The following is a 12,885-nucleotide window of genomic DNA, read 5'->3' as shown; positions in this document are numbered from 1 at the left end:
ATCTCGGTCACTCGCTTCGTCCCCGCCCCTGCGCAAGTCATATTCGATCTGCTCGCCGACCCTGCCATGCACGCCGTCATCGACGGGTCAGGAACAGTGAAGAACGCCCGCAGCGACGCCCCGAAGCGCCTCTCGCTGGGAGCGCAGTTCGGCATGGACATGAGGATCGGTCTGCCCTACAAGATCACCAACGAGGTGGTCGAGTTCGAGGAAGCCCGGCGCATCGCGTGGCGACACTTTGGTGGGCACGTCTGGCGCTACATGCTCGAGCCCGCCGAGGGCGGCACCCAGGTCACCGAGCAGTTCGACTGGAACACCAGCAAGGCCGCGGCCCTGCTCGAACTGACGGGCGCGATGGGTCGCAACAAGAACAGCATCCGGGCCACCCTCGAGCGAATGGCGAAGCACTTCGGCGAGACGTAGGCGCGCCCCTCAGCCGACGCGAACCCGCGCGTACTGCTTGCCGGCGCGCACCACCATGCCACTCGCAGGGGTCACGTTGACCCGCGGGTCGGCGTGCTTTACGCCGTCGATCTCCACCGCACCCTGCTCGACGAGGCGGCGCGCTTCACGGCTGCTGGGGGCGAGCCCCACGGCCTTCACCAGATTGGCCACCCCGGTCTCGCCGGCCTCGACCGTGACCTCGCGGATGTCGCGGGGCAGCTCACCCTGCGAGACCACGCGCTCCCACTCGTGCTGGGCCGCCAGACCCGCTTCGGCCGAGTGGTAGATGGCAATGATCTCGCGGGCCAGGCGCTTCTTGAGATCCATGGGGTGGGCCGTGCCCGCCGCGAGCTCGGCGAACATGGCCTCGACCTCGGGCATGGGCACGTAGGTGCAGAGCACGTAGTAGTCGCGCATGCACGCATCGGGCAGCTGCATCAGCTTGGTGAACATGGCATTGGCAGGCTCGGTGATGCCCACGTAGTTGCCCTTCGACTTCGACATCTTCTCCTTGCCGTCGAGGCCGACCAATATGGGCATGAGAAAGACCACCTGGGGCTCTTGCCCGTACTCGCGCTGCAGCTCGCGCCCCACCAGGTTGTTGAACTTCTGGTCGGTGCCCCCCAGCTCGACGTCAGAGCGCAGGGCCACCGAGTCATAGCCCTGCATGAGGGGGTAGAGCATCTCGTGCATGTGGATGGGGCGCCCCTCGTTGTAGCGCTTGGTGAAATCGTCGCGCTCGAGGATGCGGGCCACGGTGTACTTCGCGGCCAGCCCGATGACGTCAGCGAACGACATGGCCCCAAGCCAGGTCGAGTTGAACTCGACGATGGTGCGCTTCGAGTCGAGGATGGCGGCGAACTGCTCGCGATAGGTGGTGGCGTTCTGCTCGATCTCGGCCTGGGTCAGCACGGGGCGCGTCTCGTTGCGCCCGCTGGGGTCGCCGACACGCGCGGTGAAATCGCCGATGAGCATGACCACGTCGTGCCCCAGGTCTTGAAACGCGCGCAGCTTGCGCAGCACCACCGCGAACCCGAGGTGGATGTGCGGCGCCGTCGGGTCGAGCCCCAGCTTGATGCGCAGCGGCGTGCCCGTCTGCCTGCTCTTGAGCAGCTTGGCCCGCAGGTCTTCGCGCGAGATGATCTCGGCGGCGCCCCGCGACAGGAACTCGAGGTCGCGGTCGACCTCGGCCTGCAGGGCGGAGTCGACTTCAGGAGCGGCGGAAGCGGTGGAAAGCGGTTGGTTGTGCATGATGGGCGATGGTTCTGGCCCTGGCGCTCGGTTCCTTCCCCCGCCCCCACAGGGGAACCCGGAATCGCACGGCGAAGCCCCTCTCAGACGCCAAGAGGAGGTCTACGAACCACGTGCTGCTCGAACTCTACGCCTGGAGCCGGATCGGTCTCGGCGCCGTCGCCATGGTGGCGCCCGCGCCCATCGCCGAAGCCTTCGGACTCGGAGTCGACGAAGGGACAATCGTCGCCTCCCGCATGATCGGGGGGCGCGACCTCTTCCTGGGAATGGGGCTCGCCATCGCGGCACGCAGGAGCGGCGCCACTCGCGGCTGGATCGAGGCCTGCATGGGCGTCGACCTGGTCGACGGCATCGCCACCGCCGAAGGTGTGCGGCGCGGCGTCATCGACCCCCAGCGCGGCCTCATCGTGGGCGGCCTGGTGCTCGGCGCTCTGGCGGTGGGAGGCTTTCTGGCCGCCTGCCCCCTGGCGAAGCGAATCCCCCGGGAGGCGTGCTGACCATGCTCGATCTGCAGACCGTAGACCATCTTCTCACCACCACCCGCTCGGTGCGCAAGCGCCTCGACCTCACCCGACCCGTGCCCCTCGACGTGGTCGAGCGGTGCATCGAGATCGGCATGCAGGCCCCCAGCGGCTCAAACACGCAGCACTGGCACTTCATCGTCGTCACCGATCCGGAGAAGAAGAAGGCCATCGCCGACGCCTACCGCAAAGCCTTTGCGGTGTATGTGCCCATGGCCGCGCAACACCCGAACCTCGCCCCCGACAGCCCCAACCGCGACCAGCAGATGCGCGTGTCTGCGTCGGCCTCGTGGCTGGCCGAGCGCATGCAAGACGTTCCCGTGCTCCTCATCGGCTGCCTGACCGGTCGACTCGATCAGCAGCCGCTCGCCATGCAGGCGGCAGGCTACGGCTCGATCCTCCCGTCGGCCTGGTCGATCATGCTGGCGCTGCGCGCGCGCGGTCTCGGCTCTGCCTGGACGACCCTGCACATCATGCACGAGACAGACGTGGCGAAGGCCCTGGGAATCCCAGACGACGTGACCCAGACCGTGCTGCTGCCCATCGCGTACTACACGGGCGATGACTTCAAGCCGGCAAAGCGCAATCCGCCACGCGAATCGATCCACTTCGACACCTGGGGCAACCACACGCCTCGATGAAGCTCGGCTTCCTCATCGACAACCGCAAGTGCATCGGCTGCCACGCATGCACCGTGGCCTGCAAGCAGGAGCACGACGTGCCCCTGGGGCGGTTTCGCACCTGGGTGAAGTACATCGAGAAGGGCGAATTCCCCGATACGCGCCGCCACTTCTCGGTGATGCGCTGCAATCACTGCGAGCGTCCTCCGTGCGTCGACATCTGCCCGGTCACCGCGCTGTTCAAGCGCGACAACGGCATCGTCGACTTCGACCCGGAGGTGTGCATCGGCTGCAAGTCGTGCATGCAGGCCTGCCCCTACGACGCCCTGTTCATCGACCCCGACACGGGGGCCGCCAACAAGTGCAACTTCTGCGCCCATCGCATCGACATCGGCCGGGAGCCGCCGTGCGTCACGGTTTGCCCGGAGCAGGCCATCGTGATGGGCGATCTCGACGATCCGGGCTCGGTCATCCGCAAGATCATGGCGGGCGAACCTACGTCGGTGCGCGCGCCGGAGAAGGGCACGCGACCGCAGCTGCGCTACGTCGAAGGCGATCCGGCGAGCCTCAACCCCCTGGCGGCACCGCCGCGGGCCGAGTACATGTGGAGCCAGAGCAGCGTTCCCCCGATTCCCCTCGAGGTGGCCGAGACGACGGCGACGCGCACCTACGACGTGGGGCACGAGCGGCCGTGGGGCAGTCGCGTCACCGCCTACCTCGTCACGAAGGCCCTGGCCAGCGGATGCTTTGTGATTCCGGGCGCCCTGTGGCTGCTCGACCGCACCCATCGAAACCCTGTCACCCTCGGCGTGGGCGCCGCCCTCGCCCTGTTCTTCCTTGCGGTCACCACCGTTCTGCTCATCGCCGATCTGAAGCGCCCAAAGATGTTCTTGAGCATCATCACGAGACCCCAGTGGAAGTCGTGGCTCGTGAAGGGGGCCTTCGTGCTCATGGGGTACGGTGCGGTGCTCAGCGCCGCGCTGGCCGCGCTGTGGTGGAGCACCCAGGCCTCGGCCGCGACCGCCTCGTCTGCCCTCGCCCCCATGCTGGCCGGCGTGCCGCCCGTGCTGCTCGATGGCCTGGTGGCCGCGGGGCTCCCGCTGGGCGCCATGACCGCCATGTACACCGCCTGGCTCTTCCGCCAGTGCGAGGCCCGGGATCTCTGGCGATCGCCGTGGCTGCCCTGGCACCTGCTCACCCAGGCCCTGATCGCGGGCGCGGCCTTTTTGTCGCTGCTGCCCCTCGACGTCACCACCGCGGCCGCTTGCAAGCTCACGCTCGGCGTCGCGCTGCTCATCGACCTGCTCGCACTCATCCCCCACGAGACGGGGCTCACGACCGCGACACGCAAGCGCCTCACCCCGGGCGCCCGCGAGGCCGCCGCGCTCATCACCCGTGGCCTCTATCGCAAGACGTTCTGGGGCGGCATCGTGCTTGGGGGGCATCTCATGCCGCTGCTGCTGCTCTGGTTCACCCCGCTGGGGAGCGTGGCCAGCCTGCTGGCCCTGGCGGGCCTGGTGATGTACGAGCACGTCTTCATCGAAGCCGGTCAGGCCATTCCCCTGAGCTGAGCCCATCGAAGGAACCCGCGCCACATGAACACGCCGCCCCCCGTGCCCATCACCGCCTATCCCCCACCAGAGAAGTGGGATGACGTGGTCGAGTACGATCCCAAGGCCTGGCCGCGCAAGGTCGAGAAGCACTACATGCTGGTGCCCACGGTGTGCTTCAACTGCGAGGCCGCATGCGGGCTGCTGGCGTTCGTCGACAAGGCCGACATGACCATCCGCAAGATGGAGGGCAACCCCCACCACCCCGGCAGCCGCGGCCGCAACTGCGCCAAGGGGCCGGCCACCATGGCGCAGACCGACGACCCGGAGCGCATCCTCCATCCCCTCAAGCGGGTGGGGCCACGCGGCTCGGGAAAGTGGGCGCGGGTCTCGTGGGATGAGGTGCTCGACCACCTCGCCGCCGAGCTGCGCAAGGCCCTCGTCGAAGACCGCCGCACCGAGGTGATGTACCACGTGGGCCGCCCCGGCCACGATGGCTACATCGACCGCGTGCTGCAGGCCTGGGGGGTCGACGGGCACAACAGCCACACCAACATCTGCTCAGGCGGCGCCCGCACGGGCTACCAGCTGTGGATGGGCTCTGATCGCCCCTCGCCCGACTACGCCAACGCGCGCTTCATCTTGATGCTGTCGTCGCACCTCGAGGCGGGGCACTACTTCAACCCCCACGCCCAGCGCATCATCGAGGCGAAGATGGCGGGGGCAAAGATCGCGGTGATCGACGTGCGTCTCTCGAACACGGCGTCGATGGCCGACTGGTGGCTGCCCACCTGGCCCGGCTCTGAGGCCGCGCTGCTGCTCGCCATGGCCAGCGTGCTCATCGAGGAGGGGCTCGTCGACTGGCCGTACGTCGAGGCGCAGGTGAACTGGCGCGCGTGGATGGCCGAGGCCCACCCGGACAGCCCCGACACGTTCGAGGCCTTCAAGGAGAAGCTCACCGCCGAGTACGCGGGCTTCACCCCCGAGTTCGCGGCGGGCGAGACCGGCATCGACCCTGCGGTCATCCGCGACGTGGCGCGCGAGATCGGCGCCGCAGGGTCGCGCTTCGCCTCGCATGTCTGGCGCAACGCCGCCAGCGGGAACCTCGGCGGCTGGCAGGTCTCGCGGGCGCTGATGCTGCTCAACGTGCTCACCGGAAGCGTGGGCACCGAGGGCGGCGTGCTGCCCCACGACTGGAACAAGTTCGTTCCGAAGCCCTTCGTGAAGCCCCCCGCGCAGACCATGTGGAGCGAGCTGCTGTTCCCCCGGGAGTGGCCCCTGGCCCATTACGAGATGAGCGAGCTGCTCCCCCATCTGCTCAAAGAGGGGCGCGGAAAGCTCTCGCTCTACTTCACCCGGGTGTTCAATCCGGTCTGGACCTATCCGGACGGGTTCTCGTGGATCGAAGCCCTTCGCGACGAATCGAAGATCGGGATTCACGCGGCCATCACGCCGACGTGGAGCGAGACCGCGTGGTATGCCGACTACGTTCTGCCCACCGGCATGGCGGCCGAGCGACACGATCTCATGTCGCAGGAGACCCACAGCGGCCAGTGGATCTCGTTCCGCCAGCCGGTGCTGCGCCGCGCCCTCGAGCGCATGGGGCGACCGGTTCGCGACACCCGCGACGCCAACCCGGGCGAGGTCTGGGAAGAGGACGAGCTCTGGATCGAGCTGTCGTGGCGCGCCGATCCGGACGGGTCGCTGGGGGTTCGCAAGTACTTCGAGTCGCCCTATCGCCCCGGCGAGAAGATCACCATCGACGAGTACTACCGCTGGATCTTCGAGAACTCGGTGCCTGGCCTGCCAGAGGCGGCGGCCGCAGAAGGGCTTGACCCGTGGGGGTACATGACGAAGTACGGGGCCTTCGAGGTGAAGCGCGATGTGTACCGCAAGCACGAGGCAGACGGCGGCTGGCCCACGCCGTCGCGCAAGCTCGAGCTGTACTCGCCCACCATGCGCGACTGGGGCTGGCCCGAGCACGCGCTCCCGGGCTACATCATGAGCCACGTGCACCGCTCGCAGATCGGCCCGGGCGAGTACCTGCTGGTGCCCACGTTCCGCCTGCCCGTGCTCATCCACAGCCGCTCCGGCAATGCCAAGTGGCTCAACGAGATCGCCCATCGCAACCCGCTCTGGATGCATCCGCGCGACGCCACGGCCCTGGGCGTGACCGAGGGCGATCTGGTGCGCGTCACCACCGAGATCGGCTGGTTCGTGCTGCGGGTCTGGCCCACCGAGGGGATTCGTCCGGGTGTGGTGGGTTGCTCGCATCACCTGGGCCGCTGGCGTCTGCAGCGCGATGGCGGTGGCGAGCGCTGGAGCACCGCCGTGGTGCGCATCGAGGAGCAAGGCGAGGGGCGGTACATGATGCGCCAGGTCGAGGGCATCGCGCCCTTTGTCTCATCAGACAAGGACAGCGCGCGCATCTGGTGGACCGACGCGGGCGTGCACCAGAACATCACCTTCCCCGTGCACCCCGATCCGATCAGCGGCATGCACTGCTGGCACCAGAAGGTGCGCATCGAGAAGGCGCACCCGGGTGATGCCTACGGTGACGTGTACGTCGATACCACAAAGTCGTTCGAGATCTATCTGAAGTGGAAGGAGATGACACGCCCCGCACCCGGGCCGGACGGGCTGCGACGGCCCCTGTGGCTGAAGCGCCCCGTGCGCCCCACCGACGAGGCGTTCAAGCTCTGACATGCCGCACGTCGACGTCAACGAAGTGAAGCTGATGGTCGAGGAGCGGGGCTCGGGCGCTCCCCTCGTCTGTGTGAACGGCCTGGGGGCCCACCTCGGGTACTGGTTCTCGACCGCAGAGCGCCTGGCCGCGCGCCACCGCGTCATCATCTATGACCATCGCGGCGCAGGGCGCTCTGACGCGCCGCCCGGTCTGTACACCATCGAGCAGATGCGCGACGACCTGAAGGGACTGCTCGACGCGCTGGGCGTGGCGCGGGCCTCGCTCGTGGGCCACTCGATGGGGGGCTCGGTTGCGATGAGCTTCGCGGCCGCCCATCCGGAGCGCGTCGACCGTCTCGTGCTCTACAGCACGGCCGCGACCATGGCGAACGCCTCTGCGCGCTTCATCGAATCGGTCGAGCGGGTGTGGACCGAGTGCCCCGAGATCTCGAGCGGCGCCCTCACGCGCATCTTCGTTCCCTGGAGCTGGTCACCGCCGCGCCTGGCCGACGATGGCTTCATCGAGACCATGGTGGCCCTGGCCGACAACAACCCGTACAAGATGAAGGTCGAGGGCTTTCGCGCGCAGATGCATGCCTGCAAGACCTTCGACGGCACGCCGCTGCTCGCCCGCATCACCGCGCCCACGCTGGTGATCGGCGCCCACCACGATCTGCTCTGCCCCGTTGAACGAGTGCAGTCTCTGGTCGACGGCGTGAGAGGGGCCCGGCTGGCGATCTCGCAATCGGGCCACAACACCCATCTCGAGGAGCCGGACTGGTTCGCTACACAGGTTCTCGAGCACACCGCGCCCTGAGCTTCGCTACCGAGGCCGGGTTTCACAGATCTTTCAGACGACGCGAGTACGCTCTCCCCAGATCTATGGGGGTCACGCACTTGGTCATCTATCACGGATCATACACACCAACACGAGCCGATCTGCTCGCCACGCTCGCCGACGCGCGAAGGGCTGTTGCCTTGGCACCACGCACACGGGTTGCTGCGCGCGACGTCGACGCATTCATGCGCGCCTCCGCGTACGACAGCAAGGAGCTTCTGCGAATCGGAAGTCCACAAGACAGCCTGAACACGATTTCAGCGGCCATGCAGAGCAAAGCGAGTCGCCTGCGCGACCTCTCGGCTGCCATAGGGCTCGCCTCCATCGTCGCTGGCCCCGTGATATGCCCCCTCGCCGCCGCAGCCCTCACCCACTGCCACCCGTTGGCCACTGTGGCCTTCGGGGTAGGAGGCGTGCTCGCCGGCGTGCTTGCAGGGCGCGGCGTCGAACGAGAAGCCTCAAGGCTCGATCAGACGTCGAAGCGAATCACCGATTGGACGAACCTCGCAGCGCTGCACCACGACCAACCGCAGCTCCGAATCGATCCGCGCGAGTTCGTCGCCCTGCGCTGAGGTCAGGCAGGGCCGTTATGCGCCCTGCGGGTGCGCCTGTCGATAGGCGCTCAGATCTTGCTCAGCCTGCGTAGCGTAGGCTTGTGCAAACGCATCGAGGCGTTCAGCAAAGCGGTGCCCGTCTCCCGCCCACGCCAGCAAGGCCTTCGCCCCCGCCTCGCTGCGCGCGTGGGCGTTGGCCAGAACCTTGCCGCTGGCTTCTGCCACCGTGACGAAGTCGCTGACCTTCTCGAGATCACCCTGTGAAAGCGAGTCTTTGCACGGCTCACGCTCGCGCACGAGATAAGAGAGCCCGTCGATCTCGGTTGTCCCCGTGATGGGATTGAGATCACCGCCCATGGCCGCCTGTCCACGCACGACCTGCATCGCATCAGCTTTGTGGAGGTTGCCGGTCCAGTTCGGCTTCGAAGCACGCGCGGCCGTGGCCGGGTCGCCGTTCCAATCGACCAGGGGGGCGGGAAGCTCTTGCTTCACCTCGAGAACGATCGGGGGATTCGATGCATCGGCGTTCTCGACGAGGACCCAGTACCGAGGCTGACCGAAGCTGCTCCCCCCGCTGTCGGTCTTGCGGGCAATATCCAGAATGCGCAGCGGGCGAGCCGCGGTGGGCGTCTTTCCCTGCGTCTCGTCGTAGCGATGCAGCGCCTGCGTCACGGGAGTGGCTTCGCCCGTGGTCACGGCAGCAACGCTGTCGGTGTGAAGGAAGGTCCAGCCCCCGTGTGCGTCCGACTTGGCGATCTTCTCGATGAAGTCGCGGCGCGAGACGCCATCGGCCTTCTCGATGAGCCTCTTCAGAATCCCTTCGGTCTCATTCGCCTCGAGATAAGGCCTGTTTCGCGAGGCGTCCTCAGCGACTGACGCCAGTTCGGCAAGATAGGCCGCCGCGAGATGTGTGACCACCTTTGATGTCTTGTCGACATTGAATCCCTGCTGGCGCATCTCACTGACCAGGCTGAAGGCCAGTCTGTCGAGATCGAAGGCGGGGCTGCCTTTACACGTCATGTCGTGATCATTGAGGCCCCAGACCGCCTGTTTGTCGGGGCCGCACACGACACCAAAGTTGCCAAAATGGCAGTCGCCGTCGATCTGAACGACCGGAGCCTGGCGATCGGAGAGCGCAGCCAGAGACGAATACGGCGCCAGAACGTCAGAGACAAAAAGCGCTGGCACGCATCGCGCCATCTTCAGGGGGCTGCTGCTCATCAGGGCCTGCTTGCGCGCAAGGACGTCGGGAGGCAGTCCGAGGCCTGCATTGAACGCATCTGCGAATCTCGTCGCTTCTGCAGCGGGGCGCTTCACCGATGACTCTGCAGGCGCCTCCGAAGGGGCGGTGGTCAACGGTTCAGCAACGTCGCGTGGAGTGTCACAGCGGCTGTCAGGCGTTTCACGGCGCTCACAAGCACGCTGTGCGAACGACGGACGAAGCACGGCTGTGCTGTTGTGTGCAGGCTCGATTCGGCGCACGCATCCCTCCGCGCGGGTGACACGCTGTCACAATCAGGTCGTGTCGATTCATGAGATGGTACACCTCCTCGACGAAAAGCGCAATCCCCCGCAGTTCGACAGACCGACGGGCCCGTCTGACGTGGCAGAATACGGGAGCATCGATGCGGAGAGGCGCGGCGCCGTGTCCACCACGACACCGTGGGGGACATTCCAGCGGGCTCGTAGGCCAGGGCCGCCTCCACCTGACGCGACTGCGATGGCGGGTTACCGATGCTGAGGCCATGCGGCAGATTCGCACGACGAATTCGAGCAGAGAGACAGACGCATTCCAACGACGCCGCACGAGGAAGCGAGGGAAGGTATTCAATGCTCAGACAACAGCGTGGTTGGGGTGTTTGTGACATACCGTGCCTGGGCAACCAGACCCCACCCCCCCACAATAAAGCTCAACGAGAGCTCTGGGGGTACACGTCCTGCGACATCCCTGACGCGGTGCCCTCGAGGCCATGAAGGTATTCGTCCTCGATCTTCTCGAGCTCACCGCTCTCACGCAGGCGCAGCACCGATTCGTCGATCTCGTCGTCAAGGTCGGAGCCCTTGCGCACCGCGAAGGCAAGATCGGCGCGGGCGTCCTGCAGGGAGACGAGCGACAGCGGGAAGTCGCTGTGAAGCCTCGTATGATAGCGCAGCTCAGTGGTGTAGTAGAGCACGGCGTCGACCTTGTGACCCTGCAGCAGAGCAAGGGCAGCGCTCACATCCGGTACTGCCGTCACCGAAGCCCCGAATCGGGTGGCATACCCCTGCGCAGTGCTTGAGAAGGGTACGGCAACAGACCTTCCGAGCAGCTTCTGCGGCGTATCGATGGTGTGCTTTGTGAGCCTGTACTCGGTGAAGAAAGACGTGATGCTGGCCGTGACCGTTGAGGCAAAGAGCATGGCCACAAGCATCCAGACAGAGGCTACGATCCGGCCGCCCACTGTGACCGGAACCGCATCGCCATAGCCCACGCTCGTCATGGTCACCACGGCGAGCCACATGCCCTGCCCCAGACCCTGGCGATAGCCTCGGGGAAAGACCTCGCTGTTGTGGTGACGCTCGAGCCACCAGATGATGTTACCGATCAGAAAGAGCAGCACAACAAGGCCCGCCATGAACCCGAGCAGCCCGCGCACGACCGGTCTCCAATAGCTCAACGGGGAGACGTCGCCAGGAATGGTCGCGACGCAGAGCGTTGTCGTGTAGTACGGCACGGTGAACGCAATGTTTCGCGCTCGGCGCGATGTTACCGTGACCCGCCCCACAGCCACGTCTGCGGCTCCGGTCTCGACCTGCTTCAGCGCGTCGTCAACGCTGCTGGCGCGGCTCAACGTGTACGGCACCTTCGCATCTTGTGCGACCCCCTGCCAGATTCGAAGAGAAACGCCATCAACCACCGAACCGCGTGTCTCAACGAAAGGCGCATCGCCCGCCACAACCACGCGCACGGGCGTGCGCGCCCGCACAGCTGCGGCGCAGGCGAGCACCAGCAAGAGCGAAAGCAGTGCCCGCCACCTCTTCACTGTGCGCTTCCTCGAGTCTCTGCCCTGTCTTTGTGGGATCATCACGGCGGCGTCTCTTCGCAAGCGATGTCGCAAACGCCCCCGCGCGACTTCGATGCAGACGTGAGAACATGAATCAGCGCGCCACCGATGAAGAAGATGTTCGCGGTGAGATACATCCACAGCATCAGAACCACGAGCCCAGAGGCGGCCCCGTACAAGACGGTTGCGCGAGAGAACGAGGCGAGATACGCGATGAATCCGCTCTCTGTGACACGATAGCAGAGAGCAGAGAAGAAGGCCCCCGCGCAGGTTGCGCCGACAGGTGGGCGCTCCGGGGTCGAGAAGCGAAAGAGCAGGAAGAATATCGTGAACAGCACGGCGGGCGAGATCAGAAACGCCGTGGTCGTCCAGACGGTCGATACAAACGTGGGAGATAGCCCCACCAGCGGAACCTGCCAGGTCACAGCGGCGCGCATCGTGGCGATGAGCGAGAACTGCAGCACGAGGAGCAGGCCCACCAACACGGTGTAGAAGATGGACAGTCCATACGCCACGACCTGGTGGTGGTTTCGCTCAAGCCCCCAGACCACCGAAAGGCCTCGCTGCACCGCGAGAAACGTGCCCTTCGAAGACCAGAGCAGAAGCAGCAGGCTGGTGACTCCCATGACCCCGCGCCATTCGACCAGTGCGTGCAGGTTGTCGAGGGCGAAAGGGCGCAGGGCCGGCACGGGAACGTACCAGGCCAGGATCTCGACGAGGCGCTGCTGGGCCACGTCGCTCGAGACGAAGTGCCCGACGACGGTGAGCATCAGCAACATGCACGGGAACAGCCCCGCCAGGCCGAAATAGGCCAGTGACGCCGCACGCATTCCGCAATCGCAGGACAGGTACCGAGCGACCACTTCGCGCGTCAGGTTGAGAAAGCGAGACAGCAGGGTCACATCAATGGCGGCTTCAACACCATGTTCCCAACTATCGGATAGTACTGTCATGAATAGTTCACGATGTAGTTTGTCCAATTCGTCATCGTAGATTGCGATTTGCTCGGCCATACTTGCGTCGTTGTCTTGAATAACCTTGCCCGTTTCCTGCACAATCTTCAAAGCAGATGTGCCCATTTTGCTAAATGTGGCAACCAGTTCAGCTGGAATAGCTGGATTCGGGTATCGAAGCCTCACCTGCTTGGCAATGTGTACCGCAAGATCGCCCATGCGCTCAAGGGAAGTGGCCATTCGAACGGCACTCATGACAGTACGCAATTTACGAGCCACAGGAGCTTGGGTGGAAGTTATGAGGAAGCATTTGTCTTCAATGCCGGCATTTAGCTCATTAAGTGGCTCATCACCACTAATTACCTGTTGAGCTAATGCGAGGTCGCCATTTAGTAGCGCGGAAGTGGCATCAGAGATGGCTCGGC

The 12,885-nt window shown here is 65.5% G+C and carries 11 protein-coding genes; 7 read left to right on the top strand and 4 right to left on the bottom strand.

Going from position 1 to position 12,885, the window contains the following annotated elements:
- Entirely contained in the window at positions 1–423 is a 423-nt protein-coding gene (locus EB084_09625) for a dimethyladenosine transferase (GenBank protein NDD28508.1), read from the top strand.
- A 9-nt stretch (positions 424–432) separates the two neighbouring features.
- Here EB084_09625 and EB084_09620 read toward each other — a convergent pair whose 3' ends face one another.
- Complete coding sequence (locus tag EB084_09620; GenBank protein ID NDD28507.1) at positions 433–1,695, bottom strand: tyrosine--tRNA ligase; 1,263 nt, start codon at positions 1,693–1,695, stop codon at positions 433–435.
- Positions 1,696–1,808: 113 nt separating this feature from the next.
- Between EB084_09620 and EB084_09615 the strand changes: the two genes are divergently transcribed.
- The 6 genes from EB084_09615 to EB084_09590 all read left to right on the top strand — a co-directional run bounded on the left by EB084_09615 (position 1,809) and on the right by EB084_09590 (position 8,481).
- Positions 1,809–2,192 (top strand): hypothetical protein, encoded by a 384-nt coding sequence (locus EB084_09615; GenBank protein ID NDD28506.1) that lies wholly within the window; start codon positions 1,809–1,811, stop codon positions 2,190–2,192.
- 2 nt (positions 2,193–2,194) lie between these two features.
- Entirely contained in the window at positions 2,195–2,857 is a 663-nt protein-coding gene (locus EB084_09610) for a nitroreductase (GenBank protein ID NDD28505.1), read from the top strand.
- Positions 2,854–4,407: a 4Fe-4S dicluster domain-containing protein gene (locus EB084_09605; protein ID NDD28504.1), complete on the top strand. Its 1,554-nt coding sequence runs from the start codon at positions 2,854–2,856 to the stop codon at positions 4,405–4,407. The genes EB084_09610 and EB084_09605 overlap by 4 nt, the downstream gene beginning before the upstream one ends.
- A 24-nt stretch (positions 4,408–4,431) precedes the next feature.
- On the top strand, positions 4,432–7,089 hold the full coding sequence (locus tag EB084_09600; GenBank protein ID NDD28503.1) for a formate dehydrogenase: 2,658 nt from the start codon (positions 4,432–4,434) through the stop codon (positions 7,087–7,089).
- A gap of 1 nt (position 7,090) precedes the next feature.
- Positions 7,091–7,888, top strand: coding sequence for an alpha/beta fold hydrolase (locus EB084_09595; protein ID NDD28502.1), 798 nt, complete (start codon positions 7,091–7,093; stop codon positions 7,886–7,888).
- A gap of 65 nt (positions 7,889–7,953) precedes the next feature.
- Entirely contained in the window at positions 7,954–8,481 is a 528-nt protein-coding gene (locus tag EB084_09590) for a hypothetical protein (GenBank protein ID NDD28501.1), read from the top strand.
- Between the two features lie 15 nt (positions 8,482–8,496).
- Here the strand turns inward: EB084_09590 and EB084_09585 are convergent, their stop codons facing one another.
- The 3 genes from EB084_09585 to EB084_09575 form a co-directional block, all read right to left on the bottom strand.
- Entirely contained in the window at positions 8,497–9,819 is a 1,323-nt protein-coding gene (locus EB084_09585) for a DUF2252 domain-containing protein (GenBank protein ID NDD28500.1), read from the bottom strand.
- 554 nt (positions 9,820–10,373) lie between these two features.
- Complete coding sequence (locus tag EB084_09580) at positions 10,374–11,528, bottom strand: hypothetical protein (protein NDD28499.1); 1,155 nt, start codon at positions 11,526–11,528, stop codon at positions 10,374–10,376.
- Positions 11,528–12,739 (bottom strand): YihY family inner membrane protein, encoded by a 1,212-nt coding sequence (locus EB084_09575; GenBank protein ID NDD28498.1) that lies wholly within the window; start codon positions 12,737–12,739, stop codon positions 11,528–11,530. The genes EB084_09580 and EB084_09575 overlap by 1 nt, the downstream gene beginning before the upstream one ends.
- Positions 12,740–12,885 lie beyond the last annotated feature (146 nt).

The sequence above is a fragment of the Pseudomonadota bacterium genome (genome assembly GCA_010028905.1).
In the GTDB taxonomy this organism is placed as follows: Bacteria; Vulcanimicrobiota; Xenobia; order RGZZ01; family RGZZ01; genus RGZZ01.
Note: the sequence above shows the minus strand (reverse complement) of the source record. Positions and strands in the feature narration are given on the sequence as shown.

Coding starts and splice junctions, on each gene's coding strand:
- EB084_09620 (NDD28507.1), bottom strand. CDS start 1,695: ATGCACAACCAACCGCTTTCCACCGCTTCCGCCGCTCCTGAAGTCGAC.
- EB084_09610 (NDD28505.1), top strand. CDS start 2,195: ATGCTCGATCTGCAGACCGTAGACCATCTTCTCACCACCACCCGCTCG.
- EB084_09605 (NDD28504.1), top strand. CDS start 2,854: ATGAAGCTCGGCTTCCTCATCGACAACCGCAAGTGCATCGGCTGCCAC.
- EB084_09600 (NDD28503.1), top strand. CDS start 4,432: ATGAACACGCCGCCCCCCGTGCCCATCACCGCCTATCCCCCACCAGAG.
- EB084_09595 (NDD28502.1), top strand. CDS start 7,091: ATGCCGCACGTCGACGTCAACGAAGTGAAGCTGATGGTCGAGGAGCGG.
- EB084_09590 (NDD28501.1), top strand. CDS start 7,954: ATGGGGGTCACGCACTTGGTCATCTATCACGGATCATACACACCAACA.
- EB084_09580 (NDD28499.1), bottom strand. CDS start 11,528: ATGATCCCACAAAGACAGGGCAGAGACTCGAGGAAGCGCACAGTGAAG.